The organism is Mycobacterium sp. (genome assembly GCF_032159775.1).
Lineage (GTDB): Bacteria > Actinomycetota > Actinomycetes > Mycobacteriales > Mycobacteriaceae > Mycobacterium.
The window spans coordinates 1-22,640 of record NZ_JAVHWK010000043.1 but is presented as its reverse complement, the minus strand read 5'-3'; the positions used below and the strand labels follow the sequence as shown (position 1 = coordinate 22,640).

Below are 22,640 nucleotides of genomic sequence, written 5' to 3'. Positions count from 1 at the left end.
CGAAGAAGACGCCGACGGGTCTGGGGCGTTCCAGCCCGCGAACGCTCCGATGTAACCGCTGACGCCAACACCCAAAAAGTGCAATTTACAAGTGCGTAAGCGGTACTGTCGGCCCCCTCCCGCGAGGTCACGGGAGAACCGCTGACCTGCCCTCAGCGCCGGTTGAGAAGGAGCCGAGAAGCATGCGAATCGTCGTGGATGAATCGGTGCCTCGGGTACGCGCAATGCGTTCCGCTCGCGCCGGAGGTTCTTCAACTGCAGGGTGAGGAAGCTCTCGCGTACGACCCCAATCCCGATGTGTCGCAACGTCAGCAGGTCGCGCGAATCAAGATGCTCGTCGAACACTTCGCGCTCGACGATGCGGTGCACGCCTACCACCTATTGCACGACGGCAAGATCCAGGGGCGCGCCGTCATCACGCCGCACGGCTGAGTGCGCCGACCCGTCCTACGCCTCGGCTTTCACCGCGAGCGTGCGTGTCTGCATGCGACACGCCGCTGATTGCTGACACTTTGCGCACGCTCGCGGGGCATCGAGCGTTGACATCGCAGGCCGCGGCTGGTTTTATAACGGGTTATACCTGTAAATATGGTCAAATCTACCAACTTAACGAGGAATCGATGACGACCGCGCAAGAGTCGAAACCGGCCGCCGGGCGCTACGAGCTGAGCCATCTCCGGGTGCTCGAGGCGGAGGCTATCCACATCATCCGCGAGGTGGCCGCCGAATTCGAGCGGCCGGTGCTGCTGTTCTCCGGCGGTAAGGACTCCATCGTCATGCTGCATCTGGCGCTCAAGGCGTTTGCGCCAGGACGGCTGCCGTTCCCTGTCATGCACGTCGACACCGGACACAACTTCGACGAGGTTCTCCAAGCCCGCGATGAGCTCGTGAAGGATTCCGGGGTGCGGCTGGTCATCGCCAAGGTGCAGGACGACATCGACGCCGGACGCGTGGTCGAGACGATCCCGTCGCGTAACCCGATGCAGACTGTCACGCTGCTGCGCGCCATCCGGGAGAACAAGTTCGACGCCGCGTTCGGCGGCGCTCGGCGCGACGAGGAGAAGGCGCGAGCCAAGGAGCGGGTGTTCAGCTTCCGCGACGAGTTCGGCCAGTGGGACCCCAAGGCGCAGCGGCCCGAGCTGTGGAACCTCTACAACGGCCGTCACCACAAGGGCGAGCACATTCGGGTCTTCCCGCTGTCGAACTGGACGGAGTTCGACATCTGGTCCTACATCGGCGCCGAGAAGATCAAGCTGCCGTCGATCTACTATGCGCACCGCCGCAAAGTCTTTGAGCGCGACGGAATGCTGCTCGCCGTGCACAAATACCTACAGCCACGCAAGGACGAGGAGACCGTCGAGAAGACCGTGCGGTTCCGCACCGTCGGCGATGTCACGTGCACCGGCTGCGTGGAGTCTCTGGCGGGCACCGTGTCCGAAGTCATCGCCGAGACGGCGGTGTCACGGCTCACCGAGCGCGGCGCCACCCGCGCCGACGACCGGATCTCCGAGGCAGGCATGGAAGACCGCAAGCGGGAAGGCTACTTCTGATGACCACACTTCTTCGTCTGGCCACCGCGGGTTCGGTCGACGACGGCAAGTCCACCCTCATCGGGCGCCTGCTGTTCGACTCCAAGGCCGTCATGGAGGATCAACTGGCCTCGGTCGAGCGCACCTCGAAGGAGCGCGGACACGACTACACCGACCTGGCGCTGGTGACCGACGGTCTGCGCGCCGAACGGGAGCAGGGCATCACGATTGACGTGGCGTATCGCTACTTCGCCACTCCCAAGCGGAAATTCATCATCGCCGACACACCCGGCCACATCCAGTACACCCGCAACATGGTCACCGGCACCTCGACCGCACAGTTGGCGATCGTGCTCGTCGACGCCCGACACGGCCTGCTCGAGCAGTCGCGTCGGCATGCGTTCCTGGCATCGCTACTCGGCATCCGTCACATCGTGCTGGCCGTCAACAAGATGGACCTCATCGAGTGGGACCGCGAGCAGTTCGAGAAGATTCGCGATGACTTTCATGAGTTCGCGGCGCGACTCGACGTGCACGATGTGACCACGATCCCGCTGTCGGCTCTCAAGGGCGACAACGTGGTGACCAAGTCCGATAAGACCCCCTGGTACGACGGACCCGCACTGCTGTCGCACCTCGAAGAGGTCTACATCGCGGGCGACCGTAACCTGGTCGACGTGCGGTTCCCGGTCCAGTACGTGATCCGGCCGCAGACCCACGACCATGCCGACCACCGCAGCTACGCGGGCACCGTCGCCAGCGGTGTGATGCGTCCCGGCGACGAGATCGTCGTGCTGCCCACCGGCAAGACGAGCCGCATCACCGCCATCGAAGGGCCGAGCGGGCCTGTGCAGGAAGCGTTCCCGCCGATGGCCGTGTCTGTCAGCCTTGCCGACGACATCGACATATCCCGCGGTGACCTGATCGCGAGGCCGAACAATCAGCCGCGTGTGGCGCAGGACTTCGACGCCACGGTGTGCTGGATGGCCGACGAGGCGTCGCTGGAGCCTGGTCGCGACTACATCATCAAGCACACGACGCGCACCACCCGTGCCAGGGTGACCGCGCTCGACTACCGTCTCGACGTCAACACCTTGCACCGCGACAAGACGGCGACCGCGCTCAAACTCAATGAACTGGGCCGAATCTCGTTGCGAACACAGGTACCGCTGCTGCTCGACGAGTACAGCCGCAACGCGGCGACCGGTTCGTTCATCCTGATCGACCCGAACACCAACGGCACCGTCGCGGCGGGCATGATCTTGCCCTTCGTGACTGCGCGCACGGCGAGCCCCAACACGGTCCGCCACGAATCGTTGTGTACAACCGACGACCGGCTGTCAAAGGGCAGGACGGTCTGGTTCACCGGCCTGTCGGGATCGGGCAAGTCGTCGGTGGCGATGCTCGTCGAGCAGAAGCTGCTCGAAAAGGGAACGCCGGCATATGTTCTCGACGGAGACAACCTTCGACACGGTCTCAACGCCGACCTGGGCTTCTCCATGGCCGACCGCGCCGAGAACCAGCGCAGGCTTGCCCATATCGCAGCCATCCTGGCCGACTCCGGCCAGATCGTGCTGGTGCCTGCCATCAGCCCTCTCGAGGAGCACCGCGCGCTTGCGCGCAAGGTGACAAATGACAGCGGCCTGGATTTCTTCGAGGTGTTCTGCGACACCCCACTCGAGGACTGTGAACGCCGCGACCCGAAGGGCTTGTACGCGAAGGCGCGGGCAGGTGAAATAACCCACTTCACCGGAATCGACAGCCCGTACCAGCGGCCGAAGAACCCCGACCTGCGACTCACCCCCGAGCGCTCGCCCGAAGAACTCGCCGACCTCGTTGTCGAACTACTGGAAACCCGCCAGTGACCGATTGGACTGACCACCAGGTCGCCGGGCGATTGGCGACCGAGGCGGGGGAACTGCTCCTTGGTATCCGCGAACAGCTCGCCAATGCCAGTGCTGCCGAGCGAAAAGCTGCGGGGGACAAGCGCTCTCATGATTTCCTGATGGAGGCTCTCGCATCTGCGCGGCCCGATGACGCGGTGTTGTCCGAGGAGGGTGCCGATGACCCGATCCGGCTGCGTTCGGAACGGGTGTGGATCGTCGACCCGCTCGACGGCACGCGCGAGTTCTCCGAACTCGGTCGTGACGACTGGGCAGTGCACGTAGCACTGTGGCAGGCAGGCAATCTCGTCGCCGGTGCGGTTGCGCTGCCGGCACAGGGGATCACGCTCGCCACGCCGGACGTCGCGACCCCTCCGCCCGCGCCTGCCAAGCCGCGCATCGTGGTCTCCAGGACTCGCCCGCCCGCCGTCGCGCTCGAAGTGCGTGACGCGCTCGATGGTGTGTTGGTCGAAATGGGCTCGGCCGGAGCTAAAGTCGCGTCTGTCGTGCAGGGACTGTCCGACGCCTACGTCCATGCCGGTGGCCAGTACGAATGGGATTCCGCGGCACCGGTCGCGGTCGCGCGCGCGGCGGGCCTGCACACATCACGCCTCGACGGTGCGCCGCTCGAATACAACCGGCCAGACCCAAAGCTGCCCGATCTGATCGTGTGCCGTCCCGAGCTTGCCGAGGCGGTTCTGTCTGTCACCCGGTAGATTCCGCCCTCATCTCTTGGAGAAGGCTGCGTGTTGGCTGCGGGTTTTAGTGGAACTCCATGGCATAGCTTGTGGACAGTATCCGCATAGCGAATTCTGAACTTCATGAGCTCGGAACCGTTCACTCGCCGCTTGGTGGCAGTGGTTGGCGGTGGGGCACTGATCGCGATGGGCGCACTCCTTGCGGGATGCGGCAACAACGGCGAGCAGACGCCTTCCACGACAACAACCACCACGACAACGACCACGACGCCGCCGTCATCGAGTGCTGCGCCGCCATCGCCGACCGAGAAGGGCATCAACCCCACCGGTGGCAACCTGTTCACACCCGGCATCAAGGCGCCGCCGGCACCCACCGAACCTCCCGGCGTGCACCGAAACAATTGACGCGATGAGGATGTGAATAGTGTTCATCGGCCGAATGAGTCGTCGTCGGATGGTCGTCGCCACCGGCTCCGCACTGATCGTGATCGGCGCTTTCGCCAGCGCGTGCGGAAACGGAGGGCAGGCGCCGTCGACCACAAGCACGACAACGACGACGTCGCCGTCCAGTGCTGCGCCGCCGTCACCGACGGAGAAGGGTGTCAGCCCCACCGGCGGCAATCTGTTCACTCCAGGAGTGACCGCTCCTGGCGCGCCGACTGTGGCACCGGGTCAGCACCCGGGCATCAACAACGTTCCGTAGGCGACCCAACTGCGGGTTTCCGGCGTCCTCACTGATCGTCACCGCAACCGGGGCCTGACGGCATACGCTCGGCGACGTGTCAGAACCTCAGACCCTGCGCGCATTGGCCGAGCTGCCGTTGGTCCCGGCACAGCTGGCCCAGTCGACGCTCATCATGATCGACTGCCAAAACACCTACACCCGCGGCGTGATGGAGCTTGACGGGGTGCAGGCGGCGCTCGACGAGGCCGCCGCACTGCTGGACCGGGCCCGGTCCGCGGGTATCCCGATCATCCACATCCAACACTCCGACGGTCCCGGCTCGCTCTACGACATCGAGGGCGAGAGTGGCGCGATCGTCGATCGCGTCGCCCCGCGTGACGGCGAGCCGGTCGTCGTGAAGAACTACCCGAACTCGTTCGTGCAGACGGATCTTGACGATCGTCTCAAGACCGCGAACGCGTCGAACCTCGTCCTCGCCGGGTTCATGACGCACATGTGCGTGAACTCGACCGCCCGAGGCGCATTCAATCTCGGCTACGCGCCGACCGTGGTGGCCGCCGCGACCGCCACCCGAACATTGCCCGGCGTCGACGACGAGCCCGTTGCCGCGTCCGTGCTACACACGGCAAGCCTGGCCGCAATCGCCGACCTGTTCGCCGTCGTCGTTCCCGACGCCGCGCACATCCCTGACTGAGCAGGCGGCGATTGACATGACCACACCCTCGACTCAGGTCAGCAGGCTCAGCGAGAAGCAGAGCACATCGCGCGGCGAGCTGGACGAACTGCTCGACAGCACTCCGCTGGCCACGGTGGCGCTGGTGCGTGCCGGCCATCCGGTGATCTTCCCGACCGGGTTCGCCAGGGTCGACGACGAACTGGTCATCCACGGCTCGATGGGCTCTCCGTGGCTGCGCGCACTTGCGCACGGAGCGTCGGCGGCGGTCGCGGTCACCGGACTGGACGGAATCGTCGTCGCGCGCAGTGGATTCGAGTCCTCATTCCGCTATCGCAGTGCCGTGATGTTCGGAGTGTTCGAGCGGGTGCCGGAAGCCGACAAGGCGCGCTATCTCGATCGACTGACCGAGGCGTTCATCCCGGGCAGGACCTCCGAGCTACGCGCCAGCAACCGTAAGGAACTCGCGGCGACAATGCCGCTGCGGCTACTCATCGGCACGGACAACTGGTCGTTGAAGGTCAGCGGCGGATGGCCGGAGGATCCGGACGAGGACATCGCGGGTGACGCTTGGGCGGGTGTCGTCCCGATGTCGGTGGCCTACGGCGAGCCGCTGCCCGCTCCCGACCTCAGACCGGGCATCCCGCTGCCGGAGTCGGTGCGGTCGATTTCCGGTGCGCCGTCAGTCCAGTAGCGCGGTTCGACGGTACAGATCCGTGCGGCGGTCTCCGTGCACGTCGTTGTGCGAATTGATTCGCTTGACCCGTGACTCCTCCAGGTCGACGTCGGCGGTGATCACGCCCGCCTTGCCGAAATCGGCCATGGCCATCGGGTATCCGTCGGCGTCGACGATCACGCTGCCACCGACCCAGTCCTGACCGCGCTCCACGCCGACCCGGTCACACACCGCTATCGGCATCCGGTTCATCCCGGCGCCCGCCAGAGCACGCACCATCTCGGTCGGCCGTTCCCCTGCGGGCCGCGGCAGCAGCGGCCAGTTCACCGGGGCGCACAGCAGGTCGGCCCCGGAAAGTGCCACGGCCCGAACCCATTCCGGAAATTCGATGTCGTAGCAGAGCATGACGCCGATGCGGCCGTGCTCGGTGTCCACCACCATGGGTAGGTCGTCGCCGCGGTCGAACACGGGATTCTCGCTGTCCCACAGGTGTGCCTTGCGGTAGACGCCTCGCAGACCGGTCGGGTCGACGACGGCCGCGCTGTTGTAGACCGCATCGCCCGCCGCCTCGGGGAATCCGCCGACGATCGTGATCTGCAACGCTTCCGCGAGATTTACCCATTCGGCGATGGCAGGCCCGTCGCGGGCTTCGGCCAACGAGGCGAGCTCGGCGCGATCGGCGAAGACATAGCCCGACGAGGCCAGCTCCGGCAGCACGACGATCTGTGCGCCGTCGCCGGCCGCCTCTTCGATCGCGGACCTGCAGGTACTGCGATTCCCCGCGGTGTCTCCGACGGACAGTGGAACTTGGGCGCAGGCGACGCGGGCGGTCATGTGTCGATGTTACGGACAGGCATTGATGCGGAATAGAGCAATCTGCTGAAAGGCTGTCTGGGATTGGTGTTTCGGCACCGTCACGCAACGACGCGAAGTGTTCCCAGCGAGGGGTCGGCAGCGTAGGCGATTCGCACTCCATCGGACCGGGCTTTGCTCAGCGCGTCGAGGACCGCGTGTGTGACCTCCTCGCCAGGGGCAAGGATCGGGATACCCGGCGGGTAGGGCGCGACGAGTTCGACGCTGACGCGCCCGACGGCGTCGCGTAGGGCGACGGTGTCGCTTGGCGCGAAGAACGCGGTCCGCGGCGGCATGACGGTCACCGGCGCTATCTGGTAGGCGGCACCGCTGACGACCGGACGTGGCTTGCCGCGGTGGCGCGCCACCGACGCGATCAACGCGTCGGTGAGACGGCCGATTGACTCGGCCGTGTCCGCCAGCGACACCTGCGCCACAATCGTGTCCCGTTCGGCGGCCTCCACCGGTAATCCCGCCGCGAGCAAGTCGTTTTCGATCGCAATGCCGTCGGCGCCGGTTCCCGGCAGCACCAGTGTCAACTTCATTGGGTCGGTACCCGGACCGTCCAGGAAGACGAGACCGTCGACACCCGAGAGGCGTTCGCGGGCTGCGTGCACCGCCGAGAGCGCTTCTCCCAAAAGAGATTCCCCGTCGCGCTCCAAAAGAGCTCGAGCGGCGTCGATGCTCGCAAGGATGGCGCCTGCGGGGCTGGTCGTGTGCGTCGCTTCGACCCCCGCGTCGAGGCGTGCGCGGTCAATTCGGTCGCCTTGCACAAAGACCATGGCAGCCTGACTCCAAGCGGGCAGTGACTTGTGCGCGCTGACGACCATCGCGTCGGCGCCAAGTTGCAAGGGATGCCTTGGCAGGTCGGGATGGAAACCGAAATGCGCCGACCAGGCCGCGTCGACGATCAGCGGCACCCCATGGGTATGAGCGGCATCGGCGAGCGCGCCGACCTCGCCGACCGTGCCGACGTAGGAGGGGTCCCCGAGGAGCACAGCTACAGCCCCGGGATTGACACGGAGGGTCTCGGCTACGGACGTGGGCGCAACCCCGAGCGGCAGACCGGTCGCCGCGTCCACGTCGGGGCGGACCCACAGCGGGGTGAGGCCGGCAAGGACCAGGCCGAGAAGCATGGATCGGTGCAGTGTGCGACTGACCACGACCGAGGCGTTGTCGTGGTCGGCGACGGCGAGTGCGAGTGCCTGGTTGGCGTGGGTCGACCCGCCCACCGAGAAACGGCACAGTTCCGCGCCCCACAGCCGCGCAGCCCGGGCCTCGGCGTCGATGAGGACGCCTCGGCTGAGCTTCATCGTGTCCAGGCCCGCGTAGAGCGGTACGTCGCCTGCGACGACGTCACCCACCAGATCGTGCCGCTGCTTGTGGCCAGGGATAGTGAAGGGTGTCGGTGGATCCTCGTGAAATCGCAGCCAGGCATCCAGCAGAGGTGCGCACGATCGCAGTCCGCGCGGGTCAGTGGCCATGAGCGCGTTCGCGCTGGGCGCCCGCCCCGTGGCATCGCGGTATCCGGGCGCAGGCGACGCGGGTGGTCATGTGTCGATGGTGATGCACGCGCGTCCGGTTTGCACCCATGTCGATGGCAGAATTCACAGCATGCGGATGTCGGCCAAGGCGGAGTACGCCGTGCGGGCGATGATCCAGCTGGCCTCAGCCGACGAAGGCGCGGTGGTCAAGACCGACGACCTGGCCAAGGCGCAGGGCATTCCGCCGCAGTTCCTCGTCGACATCCTGTCGGATCTGCGCACCGATCGGCTGGTCCGTAGCCGACGCGGCCGCGACGGCGGCTACGAGCTCGCCCGGCCCGCTGCCGAGATCAGCATCGCCGACGTGCTGCGCTGCATCGATGGCCCGTTGGCGAGCGTGCGCGACATCGGCCTGGGTGACCTGCCCTATTCAGGACCGACCGCCGCGCTGACCGATGTCTGGCGGGCGCTGCGGGCAAGCATGCGCTCGGTGCTCGAGGAGACCAGCCTGGCCGACGTGGCGACCGGTGACCTGCCGTCTCATGTCGCCACATTCGCCGACGAGTATCGGGGCCAGGAGCAGGAGCGGGGCCACCGGGGCCGCAAGGGCGGCGACGTCCCGCGCACGGTCGGTTAGCGACGCTTAACCCTTCGGCGTCGAGCGGCGATGCCGTCGAGCAGCATTCGCAGGCCGCGATGAAAGTCGTCCCCCACCGACGTTTCGATGGCAATCGCGGACAACGCTTCGATGTTGGGGTGATCGGCACCGGCTACCGACCCGATGCGGGCCGCGACCGCTGGGCCTGCCAAATCTGTCTGCGCTGAGCCGGTTATCAGCCCGAGCAGCGCGTGAAACGCGGCCAGCCGATCGCGGTCCTCCAACCCGGCGCGGCCCAACGCCGCGACAAGCGCCTCGGCTGCCTCGAAGCCCGTCGATGAAAGCATGCGACGGGTCAGCACGAGCGGGATTGCCGCGGGATGCGCTCGGATGCCTTGCCACATCGCGCTGGCGACGGCAAAGGCATCCCGCTGCCAGTCGTCGGTCGGCTCGGGCAGGCGCACGTCGGCGACGATCGCGGCCACCACAAGCTCCTCGAGCTCCTCCTTGCCGGCGACGTAGTTGTAGAGCGTCATCGGTCCGGTACCAAGCGATTTCGCCAGCGATCGCATGCTCAGCGCGGCGACGCCGGCATCGTCGACGATGCGCATGGCAGCGGCGGCGATTTCATCAGTGGTGAACCGAGCGCGCATCCCACTCCCTTGACAAGTACGGCGTACGTGTAAGAGTCTAGTCATACGTACAGCGTACTTATAGGAGAGGGCATGCCGGTGACCATTCCGACCCGTCGAGTCGACTTCCATGCCTGCGGCGTCCGATGTGCCGGTTGGCTCACACTGCCTGCGGGGCCGGGGACTCATCCGGCAGTCGTGTTGGCGCACGGTTTTGGCGCGACGCACGACATGATGCTGCCGCAGTACGCAAAGCACTTCGCCGCGGCGGGCATCGCCACCTTCGCTTTTGACTACCGCAGTACCGGCGATTCCGACGGCCAACCGCGACAACATATTTCGCTGCGACACCAGCGCGCCGACGTCGAGGCGGCGCTGGACTTCGTGGCGCGACAGCCCGCTGTGGATGCGACCCGAATGGGATTATGGGGAACCAGCCTCGGCGGGATGAACGTGCTCCGGGTAGCAGCCGGTCGAGATGACGTTAGGGCCGCGGTCGTTCAGTGCCCGATGGTGCACGGGCCCGCGGCGGTGCGCACGTTGGGCGCGATGCAGGCGCTTCGGCTGGCACCGCTTATCGCCAAGGACGCGTTGCGTGCGTCCTTGCGCCTAGGACGGCGATATGTCGCGATCGTCGGACCGCCGGGCAGTACGGCGGTCGTGACGGCGGAGGGGGCCGCAGAAGGATGGAATTCGACAGTCCCCCCGGGCGGGCACTTCGAGAACCGCGTTGCCGCCGCCGACGCCGTCGGCCTGCTGTGGAACTCCGCGCTGCGGTACGCGCTCAAGATCAGCGCGCCGCTACTGGTATGCGTGTGCGACCGCGAAACCCTGATCGACCCCAAATACGTTGAGTTGGTCGCGATGCGGGCGCCAAGAGGCTCGGCCCGCCACTACGACTCAGACCACTTCGAGATCTACCACCCGCCGCTGGTGCAGCAGGCGCTTGCCGACCAAACCGCCTTCCTGCGGGAGCACCTCGATGTCCGTGCGTGACGTGCTGCGGGAGAACGACGAGAGGTTCCTCGGTGTCGCGCACGGCTTCAGCGCTGACGACTGGTCGAGTCCGAGCCTGTGTGCGCGTTGGACAAACCATCAGGTGCTCGCCCACCTGGTTGTCGGGCTCGGCGCTGCATTGCGCTGCGTGACGGGTGCGGTGCTTCGTCACTGCGGCTCGTTCGACGATGCGAACGTCGAGTTGGGAACGACGCTGGCCGCGGCGCGTCCAAGCGTCGAGCTTCTCGATCAGTTCGAGCGGTTGATGCGGGAACCACGGGGGATTGGGCGCTATTGCCCGCCGCGACTTCTCCTCGGTGACCACGTCACGCATGAGCTCGACATGCTCTTCGCTCTCGGCGTGGACCCGCACATCCCGTCGGACGCCCTGGCCGCAGTGCTGAATGCTCAGGTGGCCGTTCCGAATCCGTTCGTGCCCGCCTTCCGGAACTCGAGGGGCTTGCGGCTGCGGGCGACCGATACCGGTTGGCGCCACGGTGATCGAGGCCCGGTGGTCGAGGGTCGCGCCTCCGAACTCGTCTCGGTGCTCGGCAATCGGCCCAAGGTGCTGCCACGCCTCGGCGGCGAGGGCGTCGCCGTACTCGAAGCGCGGCTCAGCCTCCCGACCCATACGGGCGGGTGATGATCTCCAGGTAGTGGCCTGCCGGGTCCTGGAAGTAGACCCCGCGGCCGCCGTCGATGTGGTTGATCTCGCCCGGCCTGCTACCGCGCGGATCGGCCCAGTGCTGCATGCCGCGGTCGCGGATCTTCCCATAGATCGAGTCGAACTCGTCCTCGGACACCAGGAACGCATAGTGCTGCGGCCGGATCTCCTCGTTGTCGGGCACCTCTGCGTAGTCGAGGCTGACGTCGTTGGCGACAGCGACTACCAGGAAATGACCGAACGACTCCGGCTCGGGCAGGCCGAACAGCTCGGTCAGGAAGGTCGCCGACTCCGTCTTGTCCTTCGCGGCGACGATCGTGTGGTTCAACTTGATACTCATGTAACGCCAGTAAACCAGTTTCCTGCGACCGGGTAGGCGGTGAACGATGGGGCCATGGCAGACGTCAAAGACCTGACCGGCGAACGGGTCTTACTGCGCGCGCCCGCGCTCGAAGACGCCGGGGAACTGTTCACCTCGGTCGCCTCCGACCCCGAGGTAACGCGCTATATGTCGTGGACTGCTCACCCGGACGTCGCCGAGACGCGGCGGGTTATCAACGACGTGTTCAACAGCGGCGGTGAGCGCAGCTGGCTGATCCGGTTACGCGACACCGAAGAGATCGTCGGCGCGTGCGGGTTTCGGCCGACGCAGGTGCACAGCATGGACTTCGGCTACTACCTGGGCCGTCAATGGTGGGGTCGGCGGCTGATGGGGGAGGTGGTCGACCTGCTCATCGCAGAAATGGAAAGCGACCCGAAGGTCTACCGCATTTCGGCCATCTGCCATGTCGACAACATGCGGTCGGCCCGGGTGCTCCAACGGGCGGGCCTCGCGTTCGAGGGCCGGATGGTCCGACACACCGTGTTTCCGAACATCAGCAGTGAGCCGCAGGACGTGCTGCAGTTCGCGGAGGCAGTCAGGTGACAGGCCGACGACATCCCAGCCTCGCGTGGTACGAATGAGCCGTTGAAACGATGGGAGGCGATGATGCCGAACGGGTTTGATCTACGAGGCCTTGCGGTTCCGCTGATCGTCGCGCCGATGGCCGGTGGTCCGTCAACGCCAGAGCTTGCTGCCGCAGGCACCAATGCAGGGGGCCTGGGTTTCGTCGCGGCCGGTTACCTGAGCGCCGACGCGCTCGCGGAGCGGATTGCGGCGGCCAGAAGGCTGACCACCGGTCCTCTTGGCATCAACCTGTTCGCACCCCAGCCCAGTGCGGCGACGCCGGAGACGATCGAGAAGTATGCCGCGGCGCTGGCTGCCGATGCGCAGCGGTACGGGGCCGAGCTGGGTCAGCCCGCCTCCAACGACGACGCCTGGCAGGCCAAGGTCGACGTTCTGCTCGACCTGCGGCCTGAGGTGGCATCGTTCACGTTCGGGCTGCCCAGCGTTGCGGAGTGCACGCGGTTGCGCGATGCGGGGATCGCCACGGTCGGCACTGTGACGTCGGTCGACGAGGCGGATGCGGCGGTGGACTGCGGTGTCGACGCGATCGCGGTACAGGGCCCGTCGGCCGGTGGGCACCGCGGAACGTTCGACCCCGTCGCAGAGCCCAACTCGCAGCCCCTTGCCGAACTGCTCGCCGCCGCGGTAGCTCGGGTCAGCGTCCCCGTCATCGCCGCCGGTGGTCTGGTGACCGCCGATGACGTCAGCCGTGTGATCGAGGCAGGTGCGGTGGCAGCGCAGCTCGGCACAGCGTTTCTGCTCGCCGAAGAAGCGGGCAGCAGCCCCGTGCACCGCGCTGCGCTACAAGATCCGCAGTTCACCGAAACCGTTGTGACCAAGTCCTTTTCCGGGCGCTACGCGCGGGGACTTCGCAACCGATTCATCGACGAGCATGAGGCGCAGGCGCCGTTCGGCTATCCCGAGATCCATTACCTGACCGGGCCGGTGCGGGCCGCCTCGGTGCGCGCAGGCGATCCGCATGGCACCAACGTGTGGGCGGGCACCGGCTTCAAGTCGATCAGAGCAGCGTCGACGGCCGACATCATCGGCTCACTCACCTAGCGAAGTTCGTCGATCGTGATGTCGCCGGTGTCAGAGCGGGCGGTGACCACCGAGGCGGCATCCTTGCGGTCGCTGGTCTGTGGGACGCGCACCACCGTGTCACCGCTCCTGCCGCTGGTGTTGACGTTCACGACGTAGGGCCCGCTGGGTGGCAGCGCGACGCGGATATCGCCGTTGTCGGTGTTCGCGTCGAGCGTGCGCGGGGCGGTCTTGAAGTCCACCTCGATGTCGCCGTTGGCGGTGGTGGCGCGGAACGACTCCGTCACCGAGATCGCGGTGCGGGCGAGCACGTCGCCATCCACGCTGTCGACCTCGATGCGCCGGGCGGAGCCGCTGAGCAGCACCGCTCCGTGCGTCATGCGCGCGGTCACCTGGCCCAGATCGGCTTGTGTCATCAAGACGCCGGTCCGCTGCTGGCTGATGACCGTGAGCCCGCGGGCCATCTCCGGCGGCAGCACCACGGTGATCTCCCCGGCACGGCCCCACTGCAGAAACGGCGACGGTTCGCCGCTGATCGTGAGCCGGGTGCCCGTCGAGTCGGTGGTCACCGTCAGAGGATGGGAACCGGCGCGCGCGGAGTTGATCATGCGCATGTCGGCGCGTGGTTGCGTGGCGTCGGGGTCGGCAGTGATGCGGACCGCCACCGGCAGCTGACCGGTGTCGACAAACAGCGACCGCATCGTCGTCGGCAGCGGCTTGCTGTCGGTGATCACCCGGAAGGCCGACAGCCCCCATGCCGCGACGCCCAGGGTTGCGACGCTACCCAGCACCAGGACCGCTGCCACGGCAATGAGCAGCACCCGGATCGCGGTGCGTCCGCCGGGCGACAGCGGCGGCGGCGACGTCGGTGGTGGGTTGACCGGCGGTGCGGGCGGGGGAGGGGCGATGGTGGTCACGGTAAACGCCTTTCGGTTGCTCAGGATTCGAGGTAGCGCAGGACGGCTAGCACGCGGCGGTTCTCGCTCTCGTCGGCGGTGAGTTCCAACTTGGTGAAGATCGAGGCGATGTGCTTCTCGGCGGAGCCCGTCGAGATGTGCAGGGTGATGGCGATCGCGGAGTTCGTCTTGCCCTCAGCCATTAGTTGCAGCACCTCGAGCTCGCGTTGGGTCAGCTGATCCAGAACTGCCCGTCGGCGCGAGCGCACCAGAATCTGCGACACCACTTCGGGATCGAGCACGGTGCCGCCGCCGCCGACCACATCGACGGCGTCGAGGAAAGCGGGTACGTCGGCCACCCGATCCTTGAGTAGATAGCCGAAACCTCTTGTGTCCGAGGCGATCAGGTCAGCGGCGTAGCGCTCCTCGACGTAATGTGAGAGCACAAGTACCGGGGACTCGGGGTTTTGGCTGCGCAAAAGGGCGGCTGCTCGGATGCCTTCGTCGGTGAAGGTGGGCGGCATCCGCACATCCACGATCGCCAGGTCCGGCCGGGAATCGTTGACCAGGCGCAGCAGGTTGGTCGCATCGGGGACGCCGGCGATCACGTCGTGGCCTGCGTCGGTGAGGATGCGCTCGATGCCCGCGCGCAGCAGCGCGGAGTCCTCGGCTATCACGATCCGCATGGCAGGACCGCCGTGATGATGGTGGGACCTGTTGCCGGGCTGGAGACCGTGAAGGCTCCGCGGGCGGCGCGCACCCGCTCCTCGAGCCCGCGTAGGCCGGTGGCCTCTTCACTGCTCGTTATCGCAGCGCCACCGCGACCGTTGTCGAACACCGAGACGTGCAGCTGGTCGGTCGTCTCGTCAAGCCGCACGGTGACGACGGCCTGGGTGGCCTGTGCGTGTTTGGCGACGTTCGTCAGCGCCTCGGCGACGACGAAGTAGGCAACCGACTCCGTCTCCTCGGGCAGCCGGCGCGGCAGGTGAATGTCGAGAGTCGCAGGCACGCCGAGGTTTTCGGCGCGCTGGACGACCGACGACAGCGCGGCGTCCAGGCCGCGATCAGACAGGATGGTGGGCGCGATGCCGCGCACCACATTGCGCAGCTCGACGAGTGCGCTCTTGGCATCATCATGCGCCTCGCCGATCAGCTTCTTGGCTTCGGGCAGATCGTTGTCGAGCTTGGTCTGCGCGAGGCCGATCGTCATCGCCAGCGACACCAGTCGCGGCTGCACGCTGTCGTGCAGGTCGCGTTCGATGCGGTGCCGTTCCGTCTGCGCCGAGGACACCGCACCCTTGCGCGCGTCGGACAAGGCATTGACCTGGTACTTCAGCGCCGCGGTGGGCGACGGCGACAGGAGCCATCGGTCGATGGCGGCGTCGAGGGCGGGCGCGAGAACCAGAATCGCGGCCGAGGCGAGGAGTGCGATCAGCGCCAGCGCGAAGGCGAGAGGTGGCGCAAGAAATGACAGACCGGCGTCGTCGTCACTCTGCCTGATCGCGATCGCTGCGGCAGGTCCGATGAACGCGAAGACCAGAAGGCCGAAGGCGATGGCGGTCGCTGCGGCGTCGTAGACCCCGCGCAGGAAGTGATGCGCCGAACCCTTCCAGAACCGTGCGCTGCTGATATCCAACCAGAGCTGGTGCAGCCACCGCTGAAAGCCGGTGTACGGGGAGAAATTGCGGGGTGGGACGCCGATGCCCATCGAGAACACCGCCTCGCTGCGGATCCGTTCCAGCCATTGCGCGCCGCGCATGAGATAGACGAATACGACGACGGCGATAGCGAAGCCGACGACCGACGGGATGGATGAGATGCCGACGACCAGGATTGTCAACGGAATCCACAGCCATACCGCCGCGACGGCCGCGCCCGTGATCATCGACGCCGTCGGCACCAGTCCGATGCGTCGCGCAGGCGTCGGCGTCGCGACTGCGGTGTGCGGTGTTTCGACTGCGGCTGGTGGAGCGAGGTTGGAGGTGACTGCGACCATGCCTACAACCTAGGGAGATCGCGGGCCGGGCAACATGGCGTTTTCCCGAGAACTTGGCGGAGGAAAACCCCCACACGCGAGTGGTTTCGGCGTGATCAGTGGCGCTGAGCGCAACCAACCACGCCGAAATCGCTACTTGAGGGCGATGAGCTCCAGGGCGATGTTGTCGGGATCGCGGAACTCCAGGATGTGTGACGTACCGATGTCCTTGACGGGCTCGTGGGCGACGCCCAGCTCATCGAGGTGCGCTGCGGCCGCATCCAATTCGGCCTTCGTGCTCACGAGGAACGCCAGATGGTCGAGGCCAACGCGGTTTTCGTCGAATCGGTCGTCGGCCACCGGCCGCAGGCCGACCAGCATCTGGCCGGCGCGATAGAGCACACCGCCGTAGAGAAACCACAGCTTCTCGCGCGTCTCGGCGTCGGCACCGGCGGGCACCTCCAGCGCGACCGGCCAGCCGAACACACTCTCGTAGAACGCCCGCGACCGCGTGATGTCGGTGACGGTCAACCTGATGTGCTGGACGGAAGTCGTGGTGATCGGCATGACCCTCATGCTGCCAGTACGGGGTCAGCCCGAGTCGACGTGCCACAATCGCCGTCGTGCAGGTAGGGATGACGATGCCGGTGATGGAGCCGGATCTCGATGCGCCGATCCTCGAGGACTGGGCAAGGACAATCGACGACGGACCGTTCTCATCCCTGTGCTGGGGCGAGCGAATTGCGTTCGACAATCCGGAGGCCCTCGCGCTGCTGGGGGCGCTGGCGGCGTGGACGGATCGCGTGCGGCTCATCACGACGGTGTTGGTGCCACAGTTGCACGACCCCGTGATGCTGGCCAAGGCACTCGCAACGGGAGACATGCTCAGCGGCGGCAGGCTCACCGTCGGCCTCGGAATCGGCGGTCGGCGCGAGGACTACGACGCGGTCGGCGCCGACCCCGCGACGCAGACCATGCGGGGGATGGCCGAGCACGTCGCGGTGATGAAGCGTATATGGGCCGGCGAAAACGTGACCGACTCCGTCGTCCCGGTTGGGCCGGCACCGGTGCAGACGGGCGGACCCCCGCTGTTGGTCGGAACGATGGGACCCAAGACAGTGCGGTCTGCAGCGGAATGGGCTGCCGGCCTGGCAGGCACCACGCTAGATCTCGACACCACCAAGCAGAACGAGCTCTACGACGTCGCGCGATCGGCGTGGGCGAAGGCCGGCAAGCCCAAACCGCTTCTGGCCACCTCGTTCTGGTTCGCACTCGGCGACGGCGACGAAGCGCGTGTACAGGTGCACAGTCACCTGCGCCGCTACATGAACTGGATTCCGGCCGAGTACGTGGATGCGATGGCACCCAGCACCGGCTGGGCGGGAAACGAGGAAGAATTGCTCAGTGTGTTACGGCAATTCGAAGCAATCGGGACCGACGAGGTTCACCTGATCCCGACCACCTCTGACGTTCAACAGGTGCGCAGAGTCGCCGACGTCGTCAAGGATCTGGGGTAGGCGCGGTCTAGTCGACATCTCAACTGAAAGCCGGATTGCATAGAAATCATCGCAAGTGTCAATTATGCTTAGCTAGACACTTTGCCGACGCTCCCGCAGCGAAGCTTTGAACAGGATGTATCCGATGATCAAAGTTCATATCGCCATCGCGGGCAGCACTGCGTTGGTTTGCGGCATGGGCCATGGTTAGCGCACCCGAGCCCGATCCGACGCCGGATGACGACCAGAATGTCGCGGCTGTCGAGCCGGCGGACTGGGTGAAGCCGGTCGAGCTGATCGAGCTGTTGCAGCGCCGAACGGAAAAGCGCAAGCAGGCCAAGGCGCCGACATCGTCACCCTTCTACGACGCCGAGTTCGTCGCGAGCCACCGCAGGAGACGGAACCGCCGGGCTGACTAGTCCGCGCTCGCGGCGTCGTTCTCGTCGGGCTCGTAGTCACCTTCCTCGTCGTCATAGTCGTCGTACACATCGTCGAAGTCCTCATCCTCTTCGTCTTCGTCGACATAGGGCGTGTTCAACCCGGCCAGGTGGTCGGGATCCGCGGTCACCTGGTCTCATTTCGCGGGCGGGTAGAACTCGGCCCGCTTCGTTTCGTCGCCGAAGTGAATGGCGAGCACTCCGCCGTCCAGGAACTCGAAGCCGTCATCCTCGCCGTAGTTCTGGGGTTGGGGCTGGCCGCTGAACCGCACCGTGAAAGCCATGGCGGCCAGTTTGGCATGACACGGCGCCGCGTCGGACGACCTACCTGCGATGCCGCCGAAACGTCTAGCCCCGCGCGGACTCGCGTGGTAAAGCTGGCCCACATGACAACAGTGGGACAGACGGACGAAAAGCCGACCGGACGCACGCTGTTCGGTCACCCGATCGGTTTGGCCAACCTCTTTGGCGTCGAGTTGTGGGAGCGGTTCTCGTTCTACGGGATGCTCACAATCCTCGGCTACTACCTGTACTACTCCGTCACCGAAGGCGGCCTCGAGCTGCCCAAAGCCACCGCGACGGGCATTGTCGGCGCCTACGGCGGCCTGGTGTACCTGTCGACCGTGCTGGGCGGTTGGATCGCTGACCGCGTGCTCGGCATGGAGCGCACCGTGTTCTACGGGGGCGTCGTAGTCATGTGTGGCCACATAGCGCTCGCGGTCATCCCCGACCTGGCCGGCGTCGCCGTCGGACTGGTGCTCGTGGCCTTGGGCTCAGGCGCCTTGAAGGCCAACGCATCGTCGTTGCTGGGCACCCTGTACGAGAAAGGAGACCCGCGCTGCGACGGCGGGTTCACGCTCTTCTACCTCGGTATCAACCTGGGCGCGTTCGTCGGCCCTCTGATCACCGGCCTGTTGCAGACGCGGATCGGCTTCCATTGGGGCTTCGGCGCGGCCGCCGTCGGGATGGCACTCGGCCTCGCACAATACGTCTTCTTTCGGAAGAACCTCGGCGAGCACGGCCGCACTGTGCCGAATCCATTGCCGCGCAGCGGCATCAAGTGGGCTGTGATCGCCGCAGTAGTGGTCGTCGTCGTCGTGGTGATCGCGTTCGTGACCGGCCTCGTCAAGCTGGCGAACCTGTCGCAGGTCACCACGGGCGTCATCATCGTCGCCTCGATCGCATACTTCGCGATCATGCTCACCAGCTCGAAAGTGGAAGCGGTCGAACGAACTCGGGTGCGGGCATTCATCCCGCTGTTCATCGCCAATGCAGTGTTCTGGTCGCTGTTCCAGCAGATCTTCACGGTGCTCGCGGTCTATTCAGACGAGCGGATGAACTGGTCGATCTTCGGGTGGACGGCGCCGTCGAGCTGGATCGGGTCGATCGAGCCGGTGTGGATCATCCTGCTTTCACCGCTCTTCGCGATCATGTGGACTCGACTGGGCAAGCGAGCACCCACCACGCCGCGCAAGTTCGCGTATGGCGTGGTAGGTATGGGCATCGCGTTCCTGTTGTTCCTGCCGATGGCGGGCACAGAGGGCAAGTCGGTGCCCGCGCTGTATGTCGCCGCGGTGCTTGCCGTGTTCGCCGTCTCGGAGCTTCTGCTGTCCCCGATTGGGCTGTCGGTCACGACAAAGCTTGCGCCGGAGGCGTTCCGGGCGCAGATGATGGCGCTGTACTTCTTCTCGGTCGGCCTCGGCACGTCGATGTCCGGGGTGCTCGCCAAGTACTACGACGCGGCTCGCGAGTTCGCCTACTTCGGAATCATCGGTGTGGTCGCAATCGTCGCAGGAGTGATCGTGTTCGCGCTCGCGCCGTGGATCAGCCGCGAGATGGAGGGTGTGCACTAAGAGTATGGCCGAACCTGACCCTGACGTCCTCGACGGCGCGTCGTGCACCGCGACACTCGACGAGGCTGCCCAGACTCTGACGTTCGAGCACCGCGGGTGGGGTGCGACGTACGAGCAGAAAGCGCGCTCCCCGTTGGTCGTACCGCTGGGCGCCATCGGTTCGGTCGAATACGAGCGCAAGCGCTTCAGCAGTTGGGATGTCACCGATTTTCGCGAAGATATCCGAAGCCATCGCACCACCTCCCCGGCTGTCGTCATGACCGCTCCAGTGTCGGTCCAGGCGCGTCGCGAAGTTGGTGCTTTCGCGATCTTTTCGCTACGGCGCGACGGCGTCCGGAGACTCCGGCAGAACCTGTCCGCCGTCGACGGCGATTGCCTGACCGGTGATGTACGCGGCTTCGTCGGTCGCAAGGAACGCGGCGAGATGGCCGATGTCGGCGGGCGTTCCCAAAGCGCCGGCCGGGATCACCCGCGCCATCCCCGCGAGGTAGTCCTCGCCCATGTCGGCCAGGCCTTCGGTCAGGATGTTGCCCGGAAGTATCGCATTGACGGTGATCGCTTGGGGCGCAAGCTCGATTGCGGCCGTCCGCATGAAGCCGAGCTGTGCCGCCTTCGAAGCGCCGTAGTGCGACCAACCGGGAAATCCTGTGATCGGCCCCGTAATCGACGACGTCAGGATGACGCGGCCGCGGCCGGAGGCGATCAACGACGGCAGGCATGCCTGAACGGCGAACACGTTGCCCTTGACGTTGACGTCGAGCACCTGGCCGAGTTCCTCGGGAGTCATCGTCGCGAGCGGCGCCTCGGGAAAGATCCCGGCATTGGCGCACAACACGTCGATGCCGCCGAACGCGTCGACGACCGCCGCGGCCATCGCCCGACAGGAATCGGGATCGCTGACGTCGGCTGCCACGCCGATCATCGTGCCTTCGCCGACGCCGTCGAGGGCGCTCACGGCGGCGTCGATGTCGGCCGTCGATCTGGCGGCCACCGCGACGTTGGCGCCCGCGGCGGCGAACACCGACGCGATACCGCGGCCGATGCCCTTGCTGCCACCGGTGACCACGACGGACTTGCCCGTAAGCGAGAACATAGCCATCAGTGTGGAGCACGCACGGGCCGTCACGCAGCACGCGTGACAGATTGATATCGCGCCGCGGGGTTGCCGGTCTCTCGGTGAGGCGCGAGGATTCTTCGATCTATGGACTCTGCAGAGGCTTTCCAGTTGGCCGACATCGACGCCGTCGGGCAGGCCGCCCTTGTTTCGGCCGGTGAGATAACGGCGGTCGAACTGCTCGACGCAGCGATCATCCGGCTCGAGGCGACCCGCCACCTCAACGCCGTGATCGCTGACCTGTTCGACCGCGGACGCGCGCAGGCCGCCGAGTTGGATTCTCAGGGCCGCGCACGCGACGGCCGATCGGGGCCGCTGGCCGGTGTGCCGTTCCTGCTGAAGGACCTCGGGGCCCCGCTAGCGGGCACGCCTGAGGCGATGGGCTCACGTGCCCTGCGCACACACGTCTCGACGGAGACGGCATGGACCGTGGAGCGCTACCTGTCGGCGGGCCTGGTGGTTTTCGGTAAGACGAATACCCCCGAGTGGGGAAATCACTGCACCACCGAGCCGTCACTGTTCGGCCCGACAGTCAACCCGTGGTCGCCATCGATCACGCCGGGCGGATCAAGCGGGGGATCGGCATCAGCGGTGGCCTCGGGCGTGGTCCCTGCAGCGTCAGGTGGTGACGGCACCGGCTCGATCCGGGTGCCTGCATCCTGCTGTGGGCTCGTCGGACTCAAACCGCGACGCGGCCGCAGCTCCTTCGCACCGGGTGCCGGTCAATCGCTGGAGGGTCTGGCGAACGTTCACGCGCTCACCCGCACCGTGCGCGATAGCGCCGTCCTGCTCGACGTCATTGCGGGCAGCGTCGCAGGCGATCCTTATGCCGCTCCAGCGCCGACGATCACATACCTGGATGCGATAGCGGAAAGACCTGCCACTCAACGCATCCTGCTGGCTACCGAGTCTCCGTTCCCGGGTACCTCGACCGATCCCGCCGTCTCGGCCGCCGTCGAGGCCGTCGGAAGCCTGCTCGGCCAGCTAGGGCATACGGTGGAATCAGGCTCTCCCACAATCGATCCCGATGTCGTTGCCGACGCGATCGCGGTTCTGCACACCGTCAGCAACACTGCGCTTCACGCATTGGCGACCCGCGTCCTGGGCCGAGAGCCCACCGAGTACGAGCTCGAGCCGAGCACGTGGGTGATGGTCCGCGAAGGCTTCACCACAACGGGCGCCGCATATGCCGCTGCCATCGACGCGGTGCACGCCCAAACGCGGCGCTTCGCCACCGGGATGGCAGGCTATGACGCGCTGCTCGTGCCGACTCTGCTGACGCCCCCGCCGCCGTACGGGCTGCTGGACCAGCCCCGCGGCACCACCCGCGCTTTCTTCGATGTCGAATTCGCGACGACGGGGTGGACTCCGCTCGCGAATCTCACCGGGTGGGCAGCCATTTCGCTTCCACTCGGCAGCACTGGCGACGGCCTGCCGATCGGCGTGCAACTGATGGCACCGGACGAGAAGGTGCTCCTGCAACTCGCGGCCCAACTCGAGGCTGCCGCCCCC

28 protein-coding genes are annotated in these 22,640 nt (G+C 66.2%); 17 read left to right on the top strand and 11 right to left on the bottom strand.

What is annotated here, in order from left to right:
• Positions 1-198: 198 nt before the first annotated feature.
• From QOJ24_RS04530 to QOJ24_RS04495, 8 genes are all read left to right on the top strand, one after another.
• Positions 199-432 (top strand): ferredoxin, encoded by a 234-nt coding sequence (locus QOJ24_RS04530; RefSeq protein ID WP_526259526.1) that lies wholly within the window; start codon positions 199-201, stop codon positions 430-432.
• Positions 433-620: 188 nt separating this feature from the next.
• The gene (cysD, locus tag QOJ24_RS04525; RefSeq protein ID WP_526259524.1) at positions 621-1,550 is read left to right on the top strand and encodes a sulfate adenylyltransferase subunit CysD; all 930 of its coding nucleotides are present in this window, start codon (positions 621-623) and stop codon (positions 1,548-1,550) included.
• A complete protein-coding gene (cysN, locus tag QOJ24_RS04520) occupies positions 1,550-3,394 on the top strand; it encodes a sulfate adenylyltransferase subunit CysN (RefSeq protein WP_526259522.1) in 1,845 nt (614 codons plus the stop codon). The genes cysD and cysN overlap by 1 nt, the downstream gene beginning before the upstream one ends.
• Complete coding sequence (locus QOJ24_RS04515) at positions 3,391-4,128, top strand: 3'(2'),5'-bisphosphate nucleotidase CysQ (protein WP_526259520.1); 738 nt, start codon at positions 3,391-3,393, stop codon at positions 4,126-4,128. Before cysN ends, QOJ24_RS04515 begins: the two co-directional genes overlap by 4 nt.
• Positions 4,129-4,233: 105 nt before the next feature.
• On the top strand, positions 4,234-4,515 hold the full coding sequence (locus tag QOJ24_RS04510) for a hypothetical protein (RefSeq protein ID WP_526259518.1): 282 nt from the start codon (positions 4,234-4,236) through the stop codon (positions 4,513-4,515).
• Between the two features lie 19 nt (positions 4,516-4,534).
• On the top strand, positions 4,535-4,813 hold the full coding sequence (locus tag QOJ24_RS04505) for a hypothetical protein (RefSeq protein ID WP_526259516.1): 279 nt from the start codon (positions 4,535-4,537) through the stop codon (positions 4,811-4,813).
• A gap of 76 nt (positions 4,814-4,889) precedes the next feature.
• Positions 4,890-5,489, top strand: a complete 600-nt coding sequence (locus QOJ24_RS04500) for an isochorismatase family protein (protein WP_526259514.1) — start codon at positions 4,890-4,892, stop codon at positions 5,487-5,489.
• A 16-nt stretch (positions 5,490-5,505) separates the two neighbouring features.
• Positions 5,506-6,162, top strand: a complete 657-nt coding sequence (locus tag QOJ24_RS04495; protein WP_526259512.1) for a pyridoxamine 5'-phosphate oxidase family protein — start codon at positions 5,506-5,508, stop codon at positions 6,160-6,162.
• Here QOJ24_RS04495 and QOJ24_RS04490 read toward each other — a convergent pair.
• Together QOJ24_RS04490 and QOJ24_RS04485 are read right to left on the bottom strand one after the other, a co-directional pair.
• Positions 6,151-6,978 (bottom strand): nitrilase-related carbon-nitrogen hydrolase, encoded by an 828-nt coding sequence (locus QOJ24_RS04490; RefSeq protein WP_526259510.1) that lies wholly within the window; start codon positions 6,976-6,978, stop codon positions 6,151-6,153. The two genes, QOJ24_RS04495 and QOJ24_RS04490, sit on opposite strands and share 12 nt — an antisense overlap.
• 80 nt (positions 6,979-7,058) lie before the next feature.
• Positions 7,059-8,480, bottom strand: a complete 1,422-nt coding sequence (locus QOJ24_RS04485; protein WP_526259508.1) for an aminotransferase class I/II-fold pyridoxal phosphate-dependent enzyme — start codon at positions 8,478-8,480, stop codon at positions 7,059-7,061.
• A 130-nt stretch (positions 8,481-8,610) separates the two neighbouring features.
• On the opposite strand from QOJ24_RS04485, the gene QOJ24_RS04480 reads away from it, so the two are divergent.
• Positions 8,611-9,117, top strand: a complete 507-nt coding sequence (locus QOJ24_RS04480; protein ID WP_526259532.1) for an Rrf2 family transcriptional regulator — start codon at positions 8,611-8,613, stop codon at positions 9,115-9,117.
• Here the strand turns inward: QOJ24_RS04480 and QOJ24_RS04475 are convergent.
• Complete coding sequence (locus QOJ24_RS04475; RefSeq protein ID WP_526259506.1) at positions 9,114-9,731, bottom strand: TetR/AcrR family transcriptional regulator; 618 nt, start codon at positions 9,729-9,731, stop codon at positions 9,114-9,116. The two genes, QOJ24_RS04480 and QOJ24_RS04475, sit on opposite strands and share 4 nt — an antisense overlap.
• 72 nt (positions 9,732-9,803) lie before the next feature.
• On the opposite strand from QOJ24_RS04475, the gene QOJ24_RS04470 reads away from it, so the two are divergent.
• Both QOJ24_RS04470 and QOJ24_RS04465 read left to right on the top strand, forming a co-directional pair.
• Positions 9,804-10,706 carry an alpha/beta hydrolase gene (locus QOJ24_RS04470; protein WP_526259504.1) on the top strand — a complete coding sequence of 301 codons (903 nt, stop codon included), beginning with the start codon at positions 9,804-9,806 and terminating at the stop codon, positions 10,704-10,706.
• Entirely contained in the window at positions 10,693-11,349 is a 657-nt protein-coding gene (locus QOJ24_RS04465; RefSeq protein WP_526259502.1) for a maleylpyruvate isomerase family mycothiol-dependent enzyme, read from the top strand. Before QOJ24_RS04470 ends, QOJ24_RS04465 begins: the two co-directional genes overlap by 14 nt.
• Here QOJ24_RS04465 and QOJ24_RS04460 read toward each other — a convergent pair.
• Complete coding sequence (locus QOJ24_RS04460) at positions 11,321-11,710, bottom strand: VOC family protein (RefSeq protein ID WP_526259500.1); 390 nt, start codon at positions 11,708-11,710, stop codon at positions 11,321-11,323. The two genes, QOJ24_RS04465 and QOJ24_RS04460, sit on opposite strands and share 29 nt — an antisense overlap.
• Before the next feature lie 54 nt (positions 11,711-11,764).
• Between QOJ24_RS04460 and QOJ24_RS04455 the strand changes: the two genes are divergently transcribed.
• Together QOJ24_RS04455 and QOJ24_RS04450 are read left to right on the top strand one after the other, a co-directional pair.
• Positions 11,765-12,295 carry a GNAT family N-acetyltransferase gene (locus QOJ24_RS04455; RefSeq protein WP_526259498.1) on the top strand — a complete coding sequence of 177 codons (531 nt, stop codon included), beginning with the start codon at positions 11,765-11,767 and terminating at the stop codon, positions 12,293-12,295.
• A gap of 63 nt (positions 12,296-12,358) precedes the next feature.
• The gene (locus QOJ24_RS04450) at positions 12,359-13,378 is read left to right on the top strand and encodes a nitronate monooxygenase (protein WP_526259530.1); all 1,020 of its coding nucleotides are present in this window, start codon (positions 12,359-12,361) and stop codon (positions 13,376-13,378) included.
• Here the strand turns inward: QOJ24_RS04450 and QOJ24_RS04445 are convergent.
• The 4 genes from QOJ24_RS04445 to QOJ24_RS04430 form a co-directional block, all read right to left on the bottom strand.
• Entirely contained in the window at positions 13,375-14,274 is a 900-nt protein-coding gene (locus tag QOJ24_RS04445) for a DUF4097 family beta strand repeat-containing protein (protein ID WP_526259496.1), read from the bottom strand. The two genes, QOJ24_RS04450 and QOJ24_RS04445, sit on opposite strands and share 4 nt — an antisense overlap.
• Positions 14,275-14,294: 20 nt before the next feature.
• Complete coding sequence (locus QOJ24_RS04440; protein ID WP_526259494.1) at positions 14,295-14,939, bottom strand: response regulator transcription factor; 645 nt, start codon at positions 14,937-14,939, stop codon at positions 14,295-14,297.
• Positions 14,927-16,249, bottom strand: coding sequence for a sensor histidine kinase (locus QOJ24_RS04435; RefSeq protein ID WP_526259492.1), 1,323 nt, complete (start codon positions 16,247-16,249; stop codon positions 14,927-14,929). Before QOJ24_RS04435 ends, QOJ24_RS04440 begins: the two co-directional genes overlap by 13 nt.
• A 132-nt stretch (positions 16,250-16,381) precedes the next feature.
• On the bottom strand, positions 16,382-16,795 hold the full coding sequence (locus QOJ24_RS04430; RefSeq protein WP_526259490.1) for a VOC family protein: 414 nt from the start codon (positions 16,793-16,795) through the stop codon (positions 16,382-16,384).
• A gap of 68 nt (positions 16,796-16,863) precedes the next feature.
• On the opposite strand from QOJ24_RS04430, the gene QOJ24_RS04425 reads away from it, so the two are divergent.
• Positions 16,864-17,745 carry an LLM class flavin-dependent oxidoreductase gene (locus QOJ24_RS04425; RefSeq protein WP_526259528.1) on the top strand — a complete coding sequence of 294 codons (882 nt, stop codon included), beginning with the start codon at positions 16,864-16,866 and terminating at the stop codon, positions 17,743-17,745.
• A 182-nt stretch (positions 17,746-17,927) separates the two neighbouring features.
• The gene (locus QOJ24_RS04420) at positions 17,928-18,143 is read left to right on the top strand and encodes a hypothetical protein (RefSeq protein WP_526259488.1); all 216 of its coding nucleotides are present in this window, start codon (positions 17,928-17,930) and stop codon (positions 18,141-18,143) included.
• Here the strand turns inward: QOJ24_RS04420 and QOJ24_RS04415 are convergent.
• On the bottom strand, positions 18,140-18,292 hold the full coding sequence (locus QOJ24_RS04415) for a hypothetical protein (protein WP_526259486.1): 153 nt from the start codon (positions 18,290-18,292) through the stop codon (positions 18,140-18,142). The genes QOJ24_RS04420 and QOJ24_RS04415 overlap by 4 nt on opposite strands.
• Positions 18,293-18,298: 6 nt before the next feature.
• The gene (locus QOJ24_RS04410; protein ID WP_526259484.1) at positions 18,299-18,445 is read right to left on the bottom strand and encodes a hypothetical protein; all 147 of its coding nucleotides are present in this window, start codon (positions 18,443-18,445) and stop codon (positions 18,299-18,301) included.
• A gap of 102 nt (positions 18,446-18,547) precedes the next feature.
• Here QOJ24_RS04410 and QOJ24_RS04405 point away from each other — a divergent pair, with 102 nt between their 5' ends.
• Positions 18,548-20,014 (top strand): peptide MFS transporter, encoded by a 1,467-nt coding sequence (locus QOJ24_RS04405; protein WP_526259482.1) that lies wholly within the window; start codon positions 18,548-18,550, stop codon positions 20,012-20,014.
• A gap of 316 nt (positions 20,015-20,330) precedes the next feature.
• Here the strand turns inward: QOJ24_RS04405 and fabG are convergent, their stop codons facing one another.
• Positions 20,331-21,107, bottom strand: a complete 777-nt coding sequence (fabG, locus tag QOJ24_RS04400) for a 3-oxoacyl-ACP reductase FabG (protein ID WP_526259480.1) — start codon at positions 21,105-21,107, stop codon at positions 20,331-20,333.
• A gap of 108 nt (positions 21,108-21,215) precedes the next feature.
• Between fabG and QOJ24_RS04395 the strand changes: the two genes are divergently transcribed.
• A partial coding sequence (locus QOJ24_RS04395) for an amidase (protein ID WP_526259478.1) occupies positions 21,216-22,640 on the top strand: 1,425 nt, incomplete at its 3' end.